We start from the raw sequence: 18,196 nt of genomic DNA, 5'->3' as shown, positions 1-18,196 counted from the left end.
CGGAAACCCCGAAGGGGCGGCGGCCATGGATGGCCGCCGTTTTCGGATCGAGCCATGGATGGCGAGTCCGAAAATTGCTTCGGCATCCGCATTCCTTGAGCGATCTGGATCCATTGAGGTGCTTTCTTTGGTTACTTTCTTTGCACCAGCAAAGAAAGTAACTCGCCGGCAGGCGAAAGCCCTGCTCTTAAGGCCAATACGTCCGGAACCTGCGGAAAAACAGCAGCAACATCCTTGGATCCCCGCCTCCGCCTTCGCGGGGGCAGCCTCTGCGCGGGGATGACGGTCAAGCTGTGGGCCGATCACCCACACGCGCAAGACGCTACAACCACTCCCGCCAAGGCAACGATGGATCCCCCAACGCCAGAAAATCCCCGTTGAGCACCGTATCGCGCTGGTTGTAGCGCAGCGGCCTGCCACGCGGGTCCATCACCAAGCCACCAGCAGCTTCCAGGATCGCCTGGCCGGCGGCGGTGTCCCATTCGCTGGTCGGCCCGAAGCGCGGATACACGTCCATCGCACCTTCGGCGATGCGGCAGAACTTCAGCGACGAACCCTGCGCCATCGGCTCGGTCTCGCCCATGCGGTCCATGAACGCCTGCGTGCGCGCGTCGCGGTGGGAGCGGCTGGCGGCCACGCGCAGCGGCGCAACAGCGGGTCGGCGGCAGTGGATCGCCATGTCCGTATCCCCTTCGCGCCGGAATGCACCCGCGCCGGGCGCGCCGTGCCACAGCGCGCCGGTGACCGGTTGCTGGATCACGCCGAACACCGCCACGCCGTCCTCGACCAGGGCGATGTTCACCGTGAACTCGCCGTTGCGCTTGACGAACTCGCGCGTGCCGTCGAGCGGATCGACCACCCACAGCCGCGGCCAGCTGCGGCGCAGCAGCGCCGGCACCTGCTCGGCCGATTCCTCCGACAGGATCGGGATGTCCGGCGTCAGCCGCTCCAGGCCTTCGACGATGCAGGCATGCGAAGCCAGGTCCGCCTCGGTCAGCGGGCTGGCGTCGGACTTGTGCTCCACGTCGAAGCAGGTCTCGTAGACGGCGAGGATGCGCGCGGCGGCATCCCGCGCCAGGGCGATCACGCCGTCGCGCACTTGGGTATCGAGGGTCATGTGTGGTTCCTGAGCCATTCGCGCACGATGAACAGGGCCGCGATCGAGCGGCCTTCGGAAAATTCCTCACGCAGGATCAGCTCGTGCAGCCGGTCCAGCTTCCATGGCACCACTTCCAGTTCCTCGGGCTCATCGCCCGGCAGCCGCTGCGGATACAGATCACGGGCCAGCACCAGATGGGTCTGGTGACTCATATAGGTCGGCGCGAGCGACAGCGTGCGCAGCACCTCGATCCGCCTGGCACCGTAGCCGGCTTCTTCCTTCAGTTCGCGATCGGCGGCCTGTTCGGGCGTTTCGCCGGCGTCGATGCGACCCTTGACCAGGCCCAGTTCGTAGCGGTGCACGCCGGCGGCGTATTCGCGCACCAGCAGCACGGTGTCCGCGTCGAGCATCGGCACCACCGCGACCGCGCCATGGCCGCCCGAGTGCACGCGGTGGTAGCGGCGGCGTTCGCCGTTGCCGAACTCCAGGTCCAGCTCCTCCACCACGCGCTCGCCTTCGCTGCGCCGGGTGACGCCGTGGATGGTGGGCAGGCGGCGAGAGCTCACGGGCGGCGCCCGGGGCCGGTGCGGCGCGCCATGCGGCAGGGGATAATCGGGGGATGCAGGACGATGCTCACTCGAACACGATTCTAAACGACGCCGCCGGCTGGCAGGCGCGCGACCTGTCGGTGCTGTGGCATCCGTGCACGCAGATGCGCGAGCACCCCGACATATTGCCGCTGGTGCCGATCGCACGCGGCGAAGGCGCCTGGCTCTTCGATCACGATGGCAACCGCTATCTGGATGCAGTGTCGAGCTGGTGGACCAACCTGTTCGGCCACGCCGAACCGCGCATCGCGGCCGCCATCGCGGCGCAGGCGATGCGCCTGGAGCAGGTGATGCTGGCCGGCTTCAGCCACGAGCCGGCGATCGAACTGGCCGAAGCCCTGCTCCGGATTGCACCGACGCAGGCCGGGCGCGCGCCGCTGGCCAAGGTGTTCTACGCCGACAACGGCTCGGCCGGCATCGAAGTTGCGCTGAAGATGGCCTTCCACTGGTTCCACAACCAGGGCGAACACCGGCGCACCCGGTTCATCGCGCTGGAGAACGGCTACCACGGCGAAACCATCGGCGCGCTGGCGGTCGGCGACATCCCGCTGTACCGGCGCGTGTACGCACCGCTGCTGATGCAGGCGATGTTCGTCCCTTCCCCCGATGCCTACCTGGCGCGCGAAGGCCAGAGCGCTGCAGGCCATGCGCAGGACGCCGCCGACGTGCTGGCGCATGTGCTCGACGAACATCCGGGCGAAGTCTGCGCGCTGGTGCTCGAGCCGCTGGTGCAGTGCGCCGGCAGCATGCGCATGTACGACCCGGTATACCTCAAGCGCGTGCGCGAACTGTGCGACGTGCACGGCGTGCTGCTGATCGCCGACGAGATCGCTACTGGCTTCGGCCGCACCGGCACCATGTTCGCCTGCGAGCAGGCAGGCATCCAGCCGGATCTGCTGTGCCTGTCGAAGGGTCTCACGGGCGGCTTCCTGCCGCTGTCGGCGGTGCTCGCCACGCAGGCGATCTACGACGGCTTCCTCGACGATTCGCGCGAGCGCGCCTTCCTGCATTCGCACAGCTACACCGGCAATCCGCTGGCCTGCGCGGCGGCGCTGGCCTCGTTGCGGATCTTCGAGGAAGACGACGTGCTGGCGCACAACCGCGTCACCGCGACGCGCATGCGCGAGCTGGCCGCGCGGTTGGCCAGTCACCCGCACGTGGCCGACGTGCGCCAGACCGGCATGATCGTGGCCTTCGAGCTGGCTCGGGACGGTGACAGGCGCACGCCGTTCGCCCCGTCGCTGCGCGTCGGCCTGCGCGCGTACCGCGCCGCGCTGGCGCGTGGCGTGGTGCTGCGGCCGCTCGGCGATGTGCTGTACTGGATGCCGCCCTACTGCATCGATGAGACCCAGCTGCAGCTGCTCACCGAAGTCACCCGCGCGGCGATCGACGAGGCCACGGCATGAACCCGATTCTCGTGCAAGCGCGTTCGGTTGCAGCCGCCTCCGTGGGAGCGGCCTTGGCCGCGAATGCTCTTGCGGCTAAAGCCGCTCCCACGACAGCCGCTCCCACAGCATCCGCAGAGCGGGCACCATGCGTCTGACCCGCGTCTTCGTGGACGCGCCGCTGTCCGTCGGCGCCGCCGCCACCCTGCCCGACTCCGCGGCCGGTCATCTGCTGCGCGTGCTGCGCCTGGGCGTGGGCGATGCCTGCGTGCTGTTCAACGGCGACGGTTGCGACCATGACGCGCGGATCGTGGCCGCGGGCAAGCGCGACGCCACCGTGGAAATCGTCGCCATGCGCGCGATCGGCAACGAATCCCCGCTGCGCATCGTCCTGCTGCAGGCGCTGGCGCGCGGCGAGAAGATGGACTGGATCGTGCAGAAGGCCACCGAGCTCGGCGTGGCCGGGATCGCGCCGGTGCTCAGCGAGCGCGGCGAGGTGAAGCTGGACGGCGAGCGCGCCGACAAACGGGTGGCGCACTGGCGCAGCGTGGCGATCTCGGCCTGCGAGCAGAGCGGGCGCGCGCGCATTCCGCAGATCGACGCGCCACAGCCGCTGTCGCGCGCTCTGGCGCAACTCTCGCCGGAGTCGCGCCGGCTGGCCCTGGATCCGGATGCCGATGCCACCTCGGCGTCGCTGGATCTGGGTGCGGAATGCACGGTCGTGATCGCCATCGGCCCCGAAGGCGGCTGGTCGCCCGGCGACCTCGCCCTGCTGCGCGGCGCCGGCTTCACCGGCCTGCGCCTGGGCCCGCGCGTGCTGCGCACCGAAACCGCGGGCCTGGCCGCCATCGCCGCGCTGCAGGCGCGCTACGGCGATTTCGCCTAGACCCTTTCTCAAGAGCAAGTGTCCTGCTTTTTGCTCGTCGTTCCCGCGAAGGCGGGAACCCATGGACGTTGGTCCCAATGGGTTGAAGTCCATGGATGACCGGCCTGCGGCTGCTGAAAACCGCCTCCCGCCTTCGCGGGGATGACGGCGTGGAAAGCCGCGCATCCCGGAGTCGAACTAGGCTTTCAGGCTGCGCGCGCCCTGATGCCGTCGCGTTGCAGGCACTGTGCGCCGCATCCGGATTGACAGCCCCGGCCGATGTTGTTGAGCTATGCGCGTTATCTCCGTCGCGCTGCACCCGCAGCCGACCCTGCCTCGAGGGGCGCTGCAGCGGACCGAAGGTCCGTCACGCTCGACGCAGGTCCGGATGGCAAGGGCGTCTCTGACAAGAGGATGCCGTATGAACGATTTCCGCAATCAAAGTCCGGCCGGCCGCGTCGTGGGCCTGTGGCGTTACCCGGTGAAATCGATGGCCGCCGAAGCGCTGGCCGAGGTCGACGTGTCGTGGCACGGGCTGGCCGGGGATCGCCGCTGGGCCTTCGTCCGCGGCGATGCGCCGCGCAGCGGATTTCCCTGGTTCACGCTGCGCCAGCGCGCCGACCTCAACCACTATCGTCCTTCGTTCGTCGAGCCGGAGCGGCCGGACAAGTCGCCGACCGTCGTGCGAACGCCGTCGGGCGCCGTGCTCGAGGTGACGGATCAGGCGCTGGCGGCCGAACTCGACCCCGCCGGCATCCGTGCGATCAAGCAGGACCGCGGCATCTTCGACACCTTCCCGCTGTCCCTGGTCACGACCCAGACCCTGTCCGCGCTGGGCGAGATGGTCGGCGACCGGCTCGACGTCTCGCGTTTCCGGCCAAACCTGCTGGTGGAAGCCACGGACGAAGCGCCGTTCCAGGAAGACGACTGGGTGGGCCGCGTGCTGCAGATCGGCGGCCTGCGCATGCGCATCGACCAGCGCGATGGCCGGTGCGTGGTGATCACCATCGACCCGGCCACGACCGTGCGCACTCCCGAGATCCTGCGCACCGTGGCGCGCGAGCGCCAGGGATGCCTCGGCGTCTACGGGTCCACCGTGGCGCCGGGCCGCGTCTCGGTCGGCGATGCGGTGGTGGTCGAATCCGCCACGTAATCGTCTGCACGCAAGGCGCGCGAGTGCGCCAGGCGCGCGCCGCGAATGCTCAGTCTGCCTTGCAAGCCGGGCTGTAGGACACGCGTACCAGGGGCTGGCCATTAGCTTCGCGGACCAGCTCGCCGCTTGCCGCGGCGGTGCGCCGCTTGATTTCGATCCACTCCTTGTCGGCCAGGAACGCCTTCCAGCGCGCGTCCATCGTGGCCCGGTCCGGCCAGGACAGCACGTAGACGAACTGCAGCTTCTCGCCGGTATCGCTCTCCCACATGTCGATCACGCTGAAGCCATGCCGGCGCATGATGCGCAGGGCGTGATCCTGGAAACGCTGGTGGAACGCATCCTGGTTGGCGCGATTGATTTCGTAGATGCGCAGCTGCTGCAGGCTGCTGCCGTTGCTGTGGCAGACGAAGCGATCCGGTTCGCTGGCGCCGGCACTGGTGGTCAGGGCGATGAGGCTCAGGAACAACAAGATCACAACGTTGCGCATGATGAGTCTGCTCACAAGTGGTTGTGCGATTCCCGGGTGGACGGGTGCGCTGCATCGAGCCACCTGATACGTCCGCCTCGGCTCGGCGGATTACAGCCCGATTCCGCGTCCGGCGCACCGGCCAGAAGTCCCGGGAAGCCGCGCTGCGCGAGACATGGGCGCAGTTCCGGGGCAAGTCATACGTCCATCCGCGACGCCAACCCCGGCGGGCGCCGCAACCGTTGCGAACACAGGGCCGTGTGCGTTCGAAGTACCCGCATGCCACAGCACCAACTCTCAGCCTGCCAGCTGGCCCCACACCGGCCGGACCTCGATGGTGGCGGCCGCGGCCATCGGATGCCGGGCCGCGACCTCGGCGGCGACGTCCAAGCCGGCGCACTGGATCAGCTCGTACGCGCACATCTGCTCGCGCGAGCGGGAGAACGGTCCATGCTTCCGGCGTGCTTCGCCCTCGCGCACCCGCACGGTGACGGCCTCGGACGCCGGCCGCAGCGGATTGCCGTGCACGCGCACGCCCCGGGCCTCCATGGCCGTCACCCAGTCCCGGATCTCCGTGACCAGGCGCTCGGTGGGTGCGAACGTGTCGTCGTGGGCAATGATGAGCAGGTAGTGCAACGGTCTCTCCAGTCGACCGGGCCAGGCGCCCTTCCTGTCATGACGAATGAGGGGCGCGAAAAGTGACAACCGGAACCCGACCGGCCCGTGCACGAGCGTCGCGGCCGCGCGCCCCGGGGGCCCGGCCCCAAACCCGCGCGCCCGGGGGGGGCGCCAACAAATGACACCGGCACCCCCACCGCCCGTTCCCGGCGGGGCGCCCGGGCGCGACCGGTGCTCCGGACACATCCCGGTCGCGCCGGAGCGGCGCTCCTACAAGGGAAGTGAGTTCCCGTAGCGCATCCAGGTCCCGGCGCCGGCGCACCCGAGCCCGCGCAAACGCGTCACGCCAGGTGACGCGGCACCCTGGCCTTGAGCAGCTCGATCAGGTCCGGATCCATGTAGGCGTAATCGTCCGGAATCTCCAGGCAGACCACGCGCGTGTCGCCGAGATGCGGCTTGAACCGGGCCGAGAGCTTGTTGCGATGCATGCGTTCCATCACGAAGACGATGTCCGCCCACTGCAACAGCTCGGGCGTCAGCGGGTTCTCGGCGTCATGGTTGAGACCGGCCGATGCGGTTTCGATCCCCGGCCAATCGGCAAACACCTGTTCCGCCGTCGGGCTGCGCAGGCGGTTCTGGCTGCAGATGAAAAGCACGTTGCGGGTCATCGCGATAGCCGATCGGCGGGCTGGTCTCAATCTACGTCACTCACGCAAGCCCGAATGCCAGGGCCAGGAAGCCCATCGCTCCGAACCCGGCGTGGATCACGATCCCCACCCATGTGTTGCGCCGCCGCTGGACGACGTAGGGCAGCAACACCGTGATCGGCACCAGGGTCAACAGGACCTGCCAGGGAAAGGCGGCGTGGAACAGCAACCATAGGACCCCGTTGATCAGCCAGGCCTTTCCACCGAAGGCAGCCTCTTGCCGCGGCAGTACGACGCCCCGCCAGACAAACTCTTCCCCCACGATGTTCAGTACGAAGAATGGAAGCCACGCCCCGAGAATCCAGTACCGGCCAGGGCCCAGCGGCTCGAACGCCATGAACGAGGGTTGCAGGCCGGCCCCGTAGTGCAGCATCCGCAGCGTGGCGCCGATGCCGCCGGTCAGCGCGCCGACGGCCACCAACCCTCCAGCCGCCCACAGCCAGTCGCCGCCGTTCATCGGACGCAGCCGCAGCCGCGCTCCCAACGACTCCTGCGTTCCTGCACGTCTCTCCCGACGTAACAACAGAGCAGCCGCAAGCAGCAGCGGGCCAAAGAGCACGAGGCTCGCCGCCAGGAACCACATCACCACCGCCTCGGCCCCCGTGGCGGAAACCAACGCCGGGATGGCAACCCGCGTTGTCAGGAACAGCAGCAGAGCAGCTGTGCCGAACAGCGCGGCGGAGCCTGCCAGCCCCAGCGCAGGCACCCGATCGGGCCTAGTCCCTTTGCGACTTGCAGCGTTGTTGGTTGTCAACACTTCCTCCCCCGCCGTGCTGTGCCGGTCGCTTCAGCAACGTCGTCCGGACAGGATGCGACCGCTCCGCCTTGAACGCCTCACGCGCCCAGCACGATCACTTGCTCGCGCGCCCCACTCTGCGCTTTCCCATAACGCAACTTGACCTGCGCCCCCTGCATGAAACCGGTCGACTCCAGGACCGGCCGGACCGTCGCGAACAACCGGTCGGCATCGGGCCCGTACATGTAGAAGGACCCGTCGCTGCCGTCCGTCGCGATCTCGTTGCCGTCGAACTCACCGGCACCCGCGGCAGAAATCGCCTCTTCGAGCCGGGTCTCCAGCGCGAATATCGGATCCAGATCCGTGGACCCGTATTCGAAATTCACGATGACCGCATGCTCCGGTGGCGGCTCGGCGGCCTTGGGTCGACCAAACAGTTTGTCGAAAATGCTCATTGAATGCCTCGTGCCTGGGTGAACCGATCCGTGGGACAGCCGGTCTAGCCGTATCTCCGCTTGACCTCTGCAACGGATGCCGCGATGAGCTGCTCCAGCACGGCAGGATCGATGTCCGAGAGCCTGCGGATGTACAGGCAGGCCTTACCCATCTTGTGCCGGCCCAGCCGCGCAAGCAGATCGGCCTGATCCGCGCTGGCTGCAGTGAGGTAGACACTGATATCTCCCTTCCGCGGCGAGAATCCGGTCACCGCCCAGTCGCCCTCGCGACCGCTTTCGTACTTGTAGTGATAGGTATCGAAACCGACGATGCTGCCGCCCCACATGACGGCGGGCTTGCCCGTCATCCTGCCCATCATGGTCATGAGCGCCTGGCAGTCCTCGCGACGCCGATCGTCCTCGATCGCATCCAGGAATGCGGACACGTTCGCGTCGGTCGGTTTGGTCTTGTTCCCGGTCATGGAATCTCCATGGCGACCCGCAAAGCGGACTCGGCTTGAGCAACGTAGCCCTGATAAGCGAAGCGCATCCGGGATGGTCGCCCGTTCCGACCGCTCCCGGGTGCGGCCTATGGCTTTACCCGGACTACGTCACTGCTACACATCCTGCTGCAGCGTGGAGCCTACGCTCTTTTGTGCCAGACGGTGAAACGCAAAGGTACCGCGAATGCCGTTGATAAAAAGAAGCACGAAAAAGATAGCCATGATTGCGCCAACCGATGCAACCTGCGGTTCGACTGAAAATTGATGGATCTTTTCAAACAGAAAGAGAACCAAACCAACAACTGCAAACGCCCTTGAGCGGCGTCTTATGCGCCAGGCGATTAATGCGAACAGAGCGGCATCGATGTATGCATAGGGATTTATCGCCGCAATCTCGCGTCCAGCAAATACAGTGATCGTTGCGATGACGGTTGTTATGCCCGCAACGAGCACGGCAGCCCAAAAGCCCTGATCGGATGCTTGGGCCGCGTCGGCGATGTTGGTGATCTTGGGCCAATACCACGAATCTCTCGTACCCTCCGTCGCCATTTTTCCCCCTTCTTTGACGTATGTCGTGTGGACCAAGCCGACCCGCGAAACGGATCCGGCACGAATCAATTGTTGGACAGCAACCCGCAAACGCACGCGGAACCATCTCACTCCGGAATCACCGGCTCATCACCCCGCACGGCGGATCTCGGGCGGCTGGGCAACGATCGGGGCGCGCATCTCGCCGAAGCGAAGCCGGGCGCGACCCGGGCGCTGTCCGATGACCGGTACACCAGGCGATCGCCGACGACAGTGCCGACATAGCGGCCGTTCTGGCCGAACAGCTTGTCTTCCCGCATGCGACCCACGACCTGACCTGCTGCGCTGTACAGCGTGCTTCCGGAAACCTGCAGCGGCTTACCGTTCTTGGTGTGCATACGACCTCCGTGGTCGATCGATGTCGCCTGCGCCGCAGTGAGTCGTCGCGCGCAGCGACTGCGGATGGAATGCATCTTGCGGTGCGCTAGTCGACGATATTGAGCTTGACCTGCGCGCCGTCGGGGAGACCTTCGATCTGCCGGGCGATGTCGCCCGAAGCCGACACGAGCCCAACGAGCGAGATCGTGGCGAGGTTATCACCCCCGTACTCGCCGCCGAGCGTGCCGGGGATCTTGAGGCAGTACTTGAACTCTGGCGCGAGCGGGCCGAGGCGTTCGCGCGCCTGCTGCACCAGTTCGGTCATGTACCAGTCGTGCAGGAACTCCTGATCCTGCGACAGCGCATCCAGCGCGGCGCGGGAATCGGCGACAACCTTGCAGTACAGGTCTTCCGGACACATGCGCCAGTAGCGGCCGCTCTGGTCCCTGATCATCAGGTTGCCGAAATCGTTCTCCCCGACGATCTCCTCCGGCTCCAGCCCGGTCCAGCCCCACGCCTCTGCAATGATCGCGATCAGCTCCATGCGCACCTGTCCGACTTGTGGAGAGTTGGAGCGGCTGCGGTTCGATGGATCGTTGGCGGGCGGCCCCAACCGGAGAATACCGGTGACCACGGCTTGCAGCATTGATGGCGCGATGGCGGGTCGAGACGCGCCCTACGTTCGCTTCGCCGATCCAACGGCGGCACTTCATGCCCCAACGGCGGGTCTTGACCCGCCTTACGCGGCTTGCGGGATTCGACCGGGAACCCGCCGCAGCCCGGGCCCGACCCTTGCGCGCAAGCCTGATTGGCCGGAACGCCGCGCTCCGTGGCTTGCGCGCAAGCGGATTTCGCTTGCGCGCGAGGCACCGGCATATCAATCGCAAGCCGAATTGGCTTGCGCGCAAGGCACCGGCATATCAACCGCAAGCCGTTTTGGCTTGCACGCAACCGGATTTCGCTTGCGCGCAAGCGAATTTGGTCCAACCACAAGCCGTTTTGGCTTGCGCGCGAGCGGATTTAGCTTGCGCGCAAGGCAATTTGGGCGGAAGGCCGGGCTCCGGGGCTTGCGCCTGGTTGCTTAGGGTGGCCGCTGGAGTCCCGTCGGCCGCGTGCGGGGGCTTGTCGTTGGCGGCCGGAGCCCGACCGGCCGCAGGCGGCACGCATTGGGCGGCGCCCGGCACCGGGGCGGCCGCTCTGCAGGCCCACCCGGGGAACAGGGGTAGCCAAAGGCTGTGGCGGCATGGGATCACCGCCGATGGCGGGCCAAGACCCGCCGCATGCGGCTTGAAAGTCATTGCGAAGATCGGCGGCAGGCCACGACCACGCACGGCACCGGTCGAATCGTCTGAGCGCCCGCGCTCAGCGCAGGATCTTCTCCATCGCCTTGCCCTTGGCAAGCTCGTCGATGAGCTTGTCCAGGATCCGGATCTTGCGCATCAGCGGGTCCTCCACCTCCTCCACGCGCACGCCGCAGACCACGCCCTTCACCAACGCGGTATTCGGGTGCATGGCGGGCGCCTGCGCGAAGAAGCTCTCGATGTCGGTGCCCTGCGCGATCTGCTGCTCCAGCCCAGCCTGGGTGTACCCAGTCAGCCAGCGGATGACCTGGTCGACCTCGACCCGGGTGCGGCCCTTGCCTTCCGCCTTCTGCACGTACATCGGATAGACCTTGGCGAACGCGGTGCTGAAGATGCGGTGCTTGGCCATGTTCCCGACTCCCGCGATACCCGTGCCTCGATGCACACGAATACTGCAACAAGAACGAAAGCGCTCGCAATTGACGCATGCCCATGGTCCGCGAAGCGCGTCCGGCTCGAATCAAGTGATGGACCACTGATAGGGACCTAGGCGTTCCCGTGCTCCCACGGAAGCACCCCCCACGACGAGGGTCCGGCGTGAACCGGACGTCAGGTCAGGACTGCGTCGCTCACTCCTGCCCGCCCGCGCGCTTCACGAACAGCACGTCGAACGCCGGCGTCCAGGTCTTGCCGCCGTCTTTAGACTGCATCGCCGACTCGCGCACGCCTTCATCCTGGGCCTTCCAGGTAATGCGTTGCATGACCGACCTGCCGCCCTTGAGATGCGACTCGCCTTCGAGCACCAGCGCGCCGTCCTTGAAGCCGCCCCAGAGCACCATGATCGCGCCGCGATTGGTGACCCAGGTCTGCTGCCACTGTTTGCGCACCGGGTCGTAGCTCAGGATGCTGTCACCAATCAGTCCATCGTTCTGCTCATAGAGCTCATGAATGGCGCAGCCCTGGGCGATGGGCTCGACGCGGGCGCGCGCGATGGATGGCCCCTCGGGGGCATCGGCCTCGAGCGTGTTCCAATCGCCGATCCAGAAATCCAGTTGGCGGTATTCCGCGGCGATGCATTCCGGCGAGGTGGGCGCCGTGGCCCCGGAAGCCGCCACGGCCGGAGCGATGCAAGCCAAACCAAGCGCCGCCAACGCTTTCCGCAGCGGCTTGCGTCGAAGCGTCTCGTTCATGGTCCTGCATTCCGGTGAGCCTGTCGGCGGCGCCCGAGTGATACACGCCGCACGCCACGACTACTCGCCGGATTCGGACACCATCCACCTCACGGCGCGTTTGGCACGAGGACTGATGCATGGCCGGTTCGACCGCGGGACAGGCCTAAGTCAAGCTGCGCGCAGACGGCGCTTCGGCTCAAATGATTGGCAGGCTTTACACCGACGGCCCGCGCGACTCGACTGCGGCGAGCAGTTGCTGTACCCGGTGGGTCGCCTGATCCAAAGGTCCCCCCGTATAGCCAAGCTGCTCGGCGCGTACCAGGAGGCTTGTCGCTTGCTCGGCGCTCCCATCTGCCGCAGCCAGTGCAGCCAGGTTGGCATAAGGCACTGGGTAGAGCGGATCAATGGCGAGCGCGCACTCCCATGCTTGCCTGGCGGATGACGCATTACCCAGGTCTGCGTGAGCCACCCCGAGATTGTTGTAGCCCATCGCTTTCGCGCTTGGCGTATACAGCGTCCACCCCAGCCAAAGTGCCCACCTGCGCCAGGCCTGGCGCTCCAGTAGCGCGATCAAAGCCTCGAACTGGCGCACACTGTCGGCCGCCCTGCCCTGAGCGAGCTCGCGTTGGCCGCGAAACAACGGCCGCAACAACAGGCCCTGAATCCGGCCGGGAATGAGCAGGAGAACGATCGCCGCAGCAAGCGCAATGCGGGCGTTGCCGGCTGCACGAATAGCGAAGTACGTCCCGCCCGCAAGGAGCGCAAGCAGAACGAAATAGCTGATCCTGTAGCGGGCGACTCGTGTCATTGCGTGGCCCAATCGCTCAATCGCGTCGCGAAGTGGCGGCGGCTTGAATGAATCGTCAGGCGCGCGCCCTCGCCCATAGCCATCCAAGCGCCGGGCGCAGGAGATGGTGGGCGATCGCGGACACGATGGCAACGAATGCGGCGGCCGCCGTGGGCAGGATGGCGCCGAAGGTAAACGTCATGCCCAGGACGAAGCCGAGCACGTACTCGGCGCGGTACACCGGCAGGAAGAGCCCTGCGAGCAGCATGCCGAGGAAGATCCAGGACGAGACATCTTCCATGCCATGCGTGAAAGCGACCGACAACGCAACGCCGACAAGCAGCGACCCCAGGAATGCTGCAGCGATCCCCTTGGCGGCGCGCCGTGTTTTCGCCCGCCTGAGTACCGGGCCGGACAGGAACCACGCCAGCGCCGGCAGGAAGACCGCACCCCATGCATTCGAGATCGCGGGCAGGTCGGCCCGGTTCAGCAGGTGGTGGCTGACCACGCCGCCATGGAAGTATTCCCACGCGAGGTGGCCGAGCTCGGCCAATGCGACCAGCGTGGTGATGGTCCAGCGCGCGCGGGTTCGTGTCGGGCCTGTCATGGGCTCCCCAAGGTCCCGGGCGTTGGGCCGTGGACTCGCCGCATCCTATGGCGCCCCACGCGATCGCCACGCGTGCCGTTTGTCACCGTGAAACCGGGCACGCGCCCGGCGCGCTGACTGCGCCGGGCGCAGCGTCGTCTTGCCGGGGAAATCGCGCGCTCCCCTCGCCTCCAGGTATCAGGCGGGTGCCTGGCGAGGCGACGCGATTGGCCTTGCACCGCGGATGCCGGTCGCCGCCAGCAGGACAAGCACGACGGCGAAGCTGCCCGAAAACGCGAGCAGCGGATTCATCGAACCGACGAATTCGGTCAACGGCTGGATCAGCTCGCGTGCTTCCAGGAAGGACCGGATCAGTTCATTGACGGAAAAGAACGAGCTCGCCAGCAGCAGCGGCCATCCGTTCCTCGGGTCCCTGACCAGGAAAAGAACGCCCACCACGAGGCAGACGTATCGCCCGGTGGTTGCGGCGGTTTCGAACCTGTAGAAGGTCTCCGGCCCTTCGATCCGGAAGGCGGGCACAAACCCGATCAGCGCGAAGAACAGGGCGATGCCCATGAACAGCATGGCGGTGCTCAGGAGAAATGCGCCGTGCAGCTTGCGCCACTTCTTCAGCACGAATGCCAGCAGGATGAGCAAGCCCAGTTCCAGGGTCACCATCACGTTCTGCACGATCAGGAAATCGCCGCGCCCGGACACCAGTCCCTTGTGCGCGGAGTGCACGGACAGCAATGCCGCGCTCGCGACCAGCAGCGGGCCGAAGAACAGGACCGACAGGCCCACCTTCCTGTGCGTGGCGTGCTGGTTGGTCCCGATGAGGCTCAGCTGCCACAGCAACAACGACAGCCAGATGAAGTTGGTGACCACATGGAGGTGGTGGAAACCGTTGGGAGCGGCATCCTCGCCGGCATAGATGTTCCAGAACCCTGCAACGCTCAGCACGAACACCGCTGCCAGGAACACGTATTCGAACAGGTACCTGTTGAAGTTCATCACTTCTGGCTGCTCCCGGAGTTCCGTGGCGGGATGCTTCGGCTTCCGGGGCGCGTGCTGCCCGGGAAGGTTTCGACAGGGCGCGCAAGGCGGACCTGTTCCATCAGGCAACGAGGTTCCGGCGTTCAAGCGGCCATAAGGCGCATCGGGGGAGACGGCAGGTTGCGGGTGCGTCGGCGGATGAAGCGAGGCGCGCTTGCGGAAAGCGTGCGCCTGCAACCGGAGATCGTGGCCGGCGTCAGCCAGCGGCGCGGAGCTCTTCCTGGTGGCGCTTCATCACTGACAGGCCCTGCTCGATGACGCCGGCGATGCCGGGCGCGCCCGCATCGGGCAGCAGGTCGGCGATCCAGACCACGCGGCAGGCGTCGCCGCCGGCATCGATCACCTGGGCCGAGGCGTTGTAATGTTCCAGGCCTTCGGCTTCCGCCAGCCAGGCGATGCGCATCCGCGCGACATCGACGTCGAGAATCGTCTCGCGCGCAGTCATCCCCGTAGTTGCGTAGGGCGGGCTCAAGCCCGCCTTCGGGTCAAGCAGTCGCCCGCCATCCCCGCCACGAGAGGCCGGCGTAGAAAAGTTCGATATCCGAATAGCCGGCCGCTGCAAGCAATTCTTCCTCGCGGCTGGCGCTGACCATCTTCAGTACCGTGGTCAGGCGCACGCAAGTCGAGTCGACCTGCTCGGGCTCCGCGCCGGATTCGAGCGCGAAGTTCCGGTACCGGGCGAGCCCGCGCGCAGCGTCAGGTGCGGCCAGGTCGATGCAGCAGTCGACAAGCACGAATGGCGAACCCGGCTTCAAACGTTGCCGAATTTCAGCAAGGGTGCGCTCCTTCTCGCCATCGTCCGGAACGAAATGCAGTGTCAGAAGGCACGTCGCCGCATCGAACGGGCCACGTGGGGCATCGAATATGTATCCCTGATGCCACTGCACCCGATTGCTTGCGCCCACCGAAGCGACCCGCTCCCGGGCCGCCTTCAGCATTTCGCCAGCAGGATCGACCCCCATGAAACTCCAGCCCGGGGAGCGCGTGGCAAAGGCTTCGAGCTCCAGGCCACCGCCGGCACCAAGCACCAGGACTTCACCTGTCGCTCCTATGCCCTCGTGCAGTAGCTGGCCGGCCATACGCTGCATGTACTGGTAGGCCGGCACGAAAGCGGACGGGCCTTGCGCGTAACGACGGACGACGTCCGGATCTTCGTAGTGTGTCGATGTCATCCTGGATATCCGACTCGATGTGGGCGGGACTGCAGCCGGTAGTTCTCCTACCCCGATTGCAGTCAGCCAGCGGCGTGGGTCTGTTCCTGGTGGCGCTTCATCGTTTCCAGGCCCTGCTCGATGATGCCGGCGATGCCGGGCGCGGCGGCATCGGGCAACAGGTCGGCGATCCAGACCACGCGGCAGGCCCCGCCGCCGGCATCGATCACCTGGGCCGAGGCGTTGTAATGCTCCAGGCCTTCGGCTTCGGCCAGCCAGGCGATGCGCATCCGCGCGGCATCGACGTCGAGGATCGTCTCGCGCGCAGTCATCCCCGTGCCGAAGGATACCGTTCGCACGCGGCCATCGAGCACGCAATCGACGACAAAGCCGGGCACCAGCCGGGTGTGCAGCGCACCGACGTCTGCCAGCGCGGCCCATACCTGCTGGGCCGGCGCCTGGATGATGCTTTCGCGATGGACCGATGCCATGGTGCGTTCCTCGAACCGAATGCGGGTGTTTGCCGGAGGCGGACCGTCCTGCCTGCGATCAGTTGCCGCCGTCCGCATCACGTTCGGCCTCGTGCGCCGGAGGCATGATCGCGGGGGCTGGTGGCACCGGGTCGGGTGGCGTTTCCGGCTCCGGCGGGAGCACCGGCTGGCCGACGTCTTCCGTGCTGGGCAGGTAGAACTTCACCCGCTGGAAAAAGCGGCTGTAGAAGTCCTTGTTCTGCACGGTATTGCTGGCCACGCGCACCAGGTTGGCGCCGCTGGTGCCGATCGGGAGCGAGACCGAGCCGAGCACGCTCAGGCCGACGCTGGCCGACTTGGTGGTGGTCTTGAGCGAGTAGAGATCCTGCACCGCGTTGACGAACACGATCGACCCACCGCCCGACTTTGGCACGCAGGTGGCGCGCACGTTGAGCTGGGTGTGAACGTCGGACTCGGGCTGGAAGCTCTTGATGGCCTCCAGCGTGTCCACGGTGGCCTTGCCGATCACATAGCCCTGCCCCAGCAGCGCACGCCGCGCCGCCTCGCAGGCGGCGGCCGGCGCAACCGGGTAGCTACGCGAGTACGTGTCCTCGGCGCCGAAGGTCTCGCCCAGGGGCGGCGGCGGCTCCTTGCCACGGTTGAAGCCACAGGCGACCAGCGACGAGGCCAGGACCGCTGCAAGCGCCATGGAGCGGCACGGCAGGTGTACGGAAAGCATGCGGGGGACGGCCGTTTGGACTGACCGGCAAGTGTATCGGCGGCGATGTTCAGTGGCGCTGAACGCCGTGTGCCGGGCGTGCGGTGTCCGGCGCCAGGTCGGCGGGGCTGGATCTGGGCGTGGGGGAAGCCGACCGGACGAATAGTGTCTCAGGGCAGTCGCCCCGTGCGCGGAAAATGTCTGTGACACCATTTGTAAGCCTGGTGCCGGAACGAAGCGGCGTCGGCTTGAACGAATTGTTAGGCGTCACTGGCATGCCTCAAGGCGACTGCGAGTCCACTTTATGGACTCACCATAAGCGCGAAATTCGACAATCGAACCATTGCCGCCAGCGTAGATAGAAGCATCCGCGACCGGCATCTTGTTATGTGCGTCGTAGGCAATCACTCGCCACGCATGAGCGTTTGGTCTGGACTTTAGATCTGGATATTTTTCCTTCCACGCGGACACAAGACAGGCTCTTAGCTCAGAAGATGGCTTCTTAGACTTCAAAGTAGCGCGGTAGGATTCGGGCGAGCCAGATGCAGCGAAACAAAATATTGGTTGAGTCAAGAAAAATAGCAGGGCGATTATCGCTGCGAGCCGCATATCTATTACCGATGGTGAAGTTGGGCCAGTCAGAGAATTTGATGTGACGCCTAACGCCTGAATTAAGCCGCGCTGCGGGGTGGAGGCTGCGGGCATGGCAAGCTCTCTTTGCCATGCCTGTGGCCGGAACGAAGCGGCGTCGGCTTGAATGAATTGTTAGGCGCCATCTTGGAACTGCGTATCGAAGTCTGCAATAGCCGCCTGGATAGATGACTGAGGCTGCATGCGCTGCTCAGGGGGAAGCTCGAACAGCAACTCTATGAACTGCCGCTCAAGTTGACGGATGTACTCTGGATCTGAGTCAGTGCTGAGGTAATCACAACTTTGGGCTACGAACCCGACTCCAATAATCTCCACGATGCGATAAAGGAACAGCCGATCATCACGTCGGGTCCAAACGGGGATATAGCGGTAGAGGGGCGGCAACTGATCTGGATTCATCCGGAGCTGCTTATGGCGCCTAACGCCTGAATTAAGCCGAGCCGCGAAGCGGCTTCGGCTTGAATGAATTGTTAGGCCGCATTTTGCGCCGACATAACCATGTAGACCAGCAGCGCAAAGCCAAACAGATATACGGCCAAAAGAACGCGCATGACATTGGCGCGTACCAGCATGGCCTGATCGCCAAGAGACTCCGGCTTGCGAGTCAATAGGAAGCTAAACAAGGCGGGAGTGGCCTTTGGCTCGAACCCACGTGGACTACCAATGCGCTCGTACATGGCTGGGTGGCTCTTCGCAAGCGAGCGAAACAGTAGTTGAACCAGCACAAGCCAGACAATCGCTAGTGCAAACATGGAGAAGAACAAAGGAATCACGTAGTTGCTCATGCGGCCTAACGCCTGAATTAAGCCGAGCCGCGAAGCGGCTTC

At 65.7% G+C, this 18,196-nt stretch carries 26 protein-coding genes; 4 read left to right on the top strand and 22 right to left on the bottom strand.

Going from position 1 to position 18,196, the window contains the following annotated elements:
* Positions 1-283: hypothetical protein (locus MC375_RS08855; RefSeq protein WP_242102909.1), on the top strand; the 283-nt coding region annotated here is incomplete at its 5' end.
* A gap of 39 nt (positions 284-322) precedes the next feature.
* Here the strand turns inward: MC375_RS08855 and cysQ are convergent.
* Positions 323-1,117, bottom strand: coding sequence for a 3'(2'),5'-bisphosphate nucleotidase CysQ (gene cysQ / locus MC375_RS08850; protein WP_242102908.1), 795 nt, complete (start codon positions 1,115-1,117; stop codon positions 323-325).
* Complete coding sequence (gene nudE / locus MC375_RS08845) at positions 1,114-1,650, bottom strand: ADP compounds hydrolase NudE (RefSeq protein WP_242102995.1); 537 nt, start codon at positions 1,648-1,650, stop codon at positions 1,114-1,116. Before nudE ends, cysQ begins: the two co-directional genes overlap by 4 nt.
* A 68-nt stretch (positions 1,651-1,718) precedes the next feature.
* On the opposite strand from nudE, the gene bioA reads away from it, so the two are divergent.
* From bioA to MC375_RS08830, 3 genes are all read left to right on the top strand, one after another.
* Positions 1,719-3,113, top strand: a complete 1,395-nt coding sequence (gene bioA / locus MC375_RS08840; protein ID WP_242102907.1) for an adenosylmethionine--8-amino-7-oxononanoate transaminase — start codon at positions 1,719-1,721, stop codon at positions 3,111-3,113.
* A gap of 127 nt (positions 3,114-3,240) precedes the next feature.
* Positions 3,241-3,978 (top strand): 16S rRNA (uracil(1498)-N(3))-methyltransferase, encoded by a 738-nt coding sequence (locus MC375_RS08835; RefSeq protein ID WP_242102906.1) that lies wholly within the window; start codon positions 3,241-3,243, stop codon positions 3,976-3,978.
* A gap of 400 nt (positions 3,979-4,378) precedes the next feature.
* Complete coding sequence (locus MC375_RS08830) at positions 4,379-5,110, top strand: MOSC domain-containing protein (RefSeq protein WP_242102905.1); 732 nt, start codon at positions 4,379-4,381, stop codon at positions 5,108-5,110.
* A gap of 49 nt (positions 5,111-5,159) precedes the next feature.
* On the opposite strand, the gene MC375_RS08825 is transcribed toward MC375_RS08830, so the two are convergent.
* The 20 genes from MC375_RS08825 to MC375_RS08730 all read right to left on the bottom strand — a co-directional run bounded on the left by MC375_RS08825 (position 5,160) and on the right by MC375_RS08730 (position 18,154).
* Positions 5,160-5,597 carry an NIPSNAP family protein gene (locus tag MC375_RS08825; RefSeq protein WP_242102904.1) on the bottom strand — a complete coding sequence of 146 codons (438 nt, stop codon included), beginning with the start codon at positions 5,595-5,597 and terminating at the stop codon, positions 5,160-5,162.
* A 276-nt stretch (positions 5,598-5,873) separates the two neighbouring features.
* Entirely contained in the window at positions 5,874-6,212 is a 339-nt protein-coding gene (locus MC375_RS08820) for a YciI family protein (RefSeq protein ID WP_242102903.1), read from the bottom strand.
* A 323-nt stretch (positions 6,213-6,535) separates the two neighbouring features.
* A complete protein-coding gene (locus tag MC375_RS08815) occupies positions 6,536-6,862 on the bottom strand; it encodes a low molecular weight protein tyrosine phosphatase family protein (RefSeq protein ID WP_242102902.1) in 327 nt (108 codons plus the stop codon).
* A gap of 40 nt (positions 6,863-6,902) precedes the next feature.
* Entirely contained in the window at positions 6,903-7,655 is a 753-nt protein-coding gene (locus MC375_RS08810; protein ID WP_242102901.1) for a CPBP family intramembrane glutamic endopeptidase, read from the bottom strand.
* 80 nt (positions 7,656-7,735) lie between these two features.
* Positions 7,736-8,092, bottom strand: a complete 357-nt coding sequence (locus tag MC375_RS08805; RefSeq protein WP_242102900.1) for a hypothetical protein — start codon at positions 8,090-8,092, stop codon at positions 7,736-7,738.
* Between the two features lie 44 nt (positions 8,093-8,136).
* Positions 8,137-8,553, bottom strand: a complete 417-nt coding sequence (locus tag MC375_RS08800; RefSeq protein WP_242102899.1) for a DUF1801 domain-containing protein — start codon at positions 8,551-8,553, stop codon at positions 8,137-8,139.
* 135 nt (positions 8,554-8,688) lie between these two features.
* The gene (locus MC375_RS08795) at positions 8,689-9,234 is read right to left on the bottom strand and encodes a hypothetical protein (RefSeq protein WP_242102898.1); all 546 of its coding nucleotides are present in this window, start codon (positions 9,232-9,234) and stop codon (positions 8,689-8,691) included.
* Positions 9,231-9,500 (bottom strand): hypothetical protein, encoded by a 270-nt coding sequence (locus MC375_RS08790; protein ID WP_242102897.1) that lies wholly within the window; start codon positions 9,498-9,500, stop codon positions 9,231-9,233. The genes MC375_RS08795 and MC375_RS08790 overlap by 4 nt, the downstream gene beginning before the upstream one ends.
* Before the next feature lie 86 nt (positions 9,501-9,586).
* The gene (locus MC375_RS08785) at positions 9,587-10,126 is read right to left on the bottom strand and encodes a T6SS immunity protein Tdi1 domain-containing protein (RefSeq protein WP_242102896.1); all 540 of its coding nucleotides are present in this window, start codon (positions 10,124-10,126) and stop codon (positions 9,587-9,589) included.
* A gap of 716 nt (positions 10,127-10,842) precedes the next feature.
* The gene (locus MC375_RS08780; RefSeq protein ID WP_242102895.1) at positions 10,843-11,190 is read right to left on the bottom strand and encodes a DUF2200 domain-containing protein; all 348 of its coding nucleotides are present in this window, start codon (positions 11,188-11,190) and stop codon (positions 10,843-10,845) included.
* A gap of 220 nt (positions 11,191-11,410) precedes the next feature.
* Positions 11,411-11,971 carry a DUF1579 domain-containing protein gene (locus tag MC375_RS08775; protein WP_242102894.1) on the bottom strand — a complete coding sequence of 187 codons (561 nt, stop codon included), beginning with the start codon at positions 11,969-11,971 and terminating at the stop codon, positions 11,411-11,413.
* Positions 11,972-12,167: 196 nt separating this feature from the next.
* Positions 12,168-12,761, bottom strand: a complete 594-nt coding sequence (locus MC375_RS08770) for a hypothetical protein (RefSeq protein ID WP_242102893.1) — start codon at positions 12,759-12,761, stop codon at positions 12,168-12,170.
* A gap of 55 nt (positions 12,762-12,816) precedes the next feature.
* The gene (locus MC375_RS08765) at positions 12,817-13,293 is read right to left on the bottom strand and encodes a hypothetical protein (protein ID WP_242102892.1); all 477 of its coding nucleotides are present in this window, start codon (positions 13,291-13,293) and stop codon (positions 12,817-12,819) included.
* A gap of 231 nt (positions 13,294-13,524) precedes the next feature.
* Positions 13,525-14,337 (bottom strand): hypothetical protein, encoded by an 813-nt coding sequence (locus MC375_RS08760; RefSeq protein WP_242102891.1) that lies wholly within the window; start codon positions 14,335-14,337, stop codon positions 13,525-13,527.
* 238 nt (positions 14,338-14,575) lie between these two features.
* On the bottom strand, positions 14,576-14,851 hold the full coding sequence (locus MC375_RS08755) for a hypothetical protein (RefSeq protein WP_242102890.1): 276 nt from the start codon (positions 14,849-14,851) through the stop codon (positions 14,576-14,578).
* Positions 14,852-14,864: 13 nt separating this feature from the next.
* Positions 14,865-15,485: a class I SAM-dependent methyltransferase gene (locus MC375_RS08750; protein WP_242102889.1), complete on the bottom strand. Its 621-nt coding sequence runs from the start codon at positions 15,483-15,485 to the stop codon at positions 14,865-14,867.
* 128 nt (positions 15,486-15,613) lie between these two features.
* Positions 15,614-16,021, bottom strand: a complete 408-nt coding sequence (locus tag MC375_RS08745; protein WP_242102888.1) for an SRPBCC family protein — start codon at positions 16,019-16,021, stop codon at positions 15,614-15,616.
* A 58-nt stretch (positions 16,022-16,079) separates the two neighbouring features.
* The gene (locus MC375_RS08740) at positions 16,080-16,709 is read right to left on the bottom strand and encodes a DUF2242 domain-containing protein (protein ID WP_242102887.1); all 630 of its coding nucleotides are present in this window, start codon (positions 16,707-16,709) and stop codon (positions 16,080-16,082) included.
* 774 nt (positions 16,710-17,483) lie between these two features.
* Complete coding sequence (locus MC375_RS08735) at positions 17,484-17,768, bottom strand: hypothetical protein (RefSeq protein ID WP_242102886.1); 285 nt, start codon at positions 17,766-17,768, stop codon at positions 17,484-17,486.
* A 71-nt stretch (positions 17,769-17,839) separates the two neighbouring features.
* On the bottom strand, positions 17,840-18,154 hold the full coding sequence (locus tag MC375_RS08730) for a hypothetical protein (protein ID WP_242102885.1): 315 nt from the start codon (positions 18,152-18,154) through the stop codon (positions 17,840-17,842).
* Positions 18,155-18,196: the final 42 nt, after the last annotated feature.

It is taken from the genome of Lysobacter sp. M2-1 (assembly GCF_022662495.1).
Lineage (GTDB): Bacteria > Pseudomonadota > Gammaproteobacteria > Xanthomonadales > Xanthomonadaceae > JAKPBU01.
This window is presented reverse-complemented; position numbering and strand designations above follow the sequence as displayed.

Coding starts and splice junctions, on each gene's coding strand:
- MC375_RS08815 (WP_242102902.1), bottom strand. CDS start 6,862: ATGACCCGCAACGTGCTTTTCATCTGCAGCCAGAACCGCCTGCGCAGC.
- MC375_RS08800 (WP_242102899.1), bottom strand. CDS start 8,553: ATGACCGGGAACAAGACCAAACCGACCGACGCGAACGTGTCCGCATTC.
- MC375_RS08770 (WP_242102893.1), bottom strand. CDS start 12,761: ATGACACGAGTCGCCCGCTACAGGATCAGCTATTTCGTTCTGCTTGCG.
- MC375_RS08760 (WP_242102891.1), bottom strand. CDS start 14,337: ATGAACTTCAACAGGTACCTGTTCGAATACGTGTTCCTGGCAGCGGTG.
- MC375_RS08835 (WP_242102906.1), top strand. CDS start 3,241: ATGCGTCTGACCCGCGTCTTCGTGGACGCGCCGCTGTCCGTCGGCGCC.
- MC375_RS08740 (WP_242102887.1), bottom strand. CDS start 16,709: ATGGCGCTTGCAGCGGTCCTGGCCTCGTCGCTGGTCGCCTGTGGCTTC.
- MC375_RS08830 (WP_242102905.1), top strand. CDS start 4,379: ATGAACGATTTCCGCAATCAAAGTCCGGCCGGCCGCGTCGTGGGCCTG.
- MC375_RS08805 (WP_242102900.1), bottom strand. CDS start 8,092: ATGAGCATTTTCGACAAACTGTTTGGTCGACCCAAGGCCGCCGAGCCG.
- MC375_RS08730 (WP_242102885.1), bottom strand. CDS start 18,154: ATGAGCAACTACGTGATTCCTTTGTTCTTCTCCATGTTTGCACTAGCG.
- MC375_RS08775 (WP_242102894.1), bottom strand. CDS start 11,971: ATGAACGAGACGCTTCGACGCAAGCCGCTGCGGAAAGCGTTGGCGGCG.
- cysQ (WP_242102908.1), bottom strand. CDS start 1,117: ATGACCCTCGATACCCAAGTGCGCGACGGCGTGATCGCCCTGGCGCGG.
- MC375_RS08790 (WP_242102897.1), bottom strand. CDS start 9,500: ATGCACACCAAGAACGGTAAGCCGCTGCAGGTTTCCGGAAGCACGCTG.
- MC375_RS08785 (WP_242102896.1), bottom strand. CDS start 10,126: ATGCTGCAAGCCGTGGTCACCGGTATTCTCCGGTTGGGGCCGCCCGCC.
- MC375_RS08745 (WP_242102888.1), bottom strand. CDS start 16,021: ATGGCATCGGTCCATCGCGAAAGCATCATCCAGGCGCCGGCCCAGCAG.
- MC375_RS08825 (WP_242102904.1), bottom strand. CDS start 5,597: ATGCGCAACGTTGTGATCTTGTTGTTCCTGAGCCTCATCGCCCTGACC.
- MC375_RS08780 (WP_242102895.1), bottom strand. CDS start 11,190: ATGGCCAAGCACCGCATCTTCAGCACCGCGTTCGCCAAGGTCTATCCG.
- bioA (WP_242102907.1), top strand. CDS start 1,719: ATGCAGGACGATGCTCACTCGAACACGATTCTAAACGACGCCGCCGGC.
- MC375_RS08735 (WP_242102886.1), bottom strand. CDS start 17,768: ATGAATCCAGATCAGTTGCCGCCCCTCTACCGCTATATCCCCGTTTGG.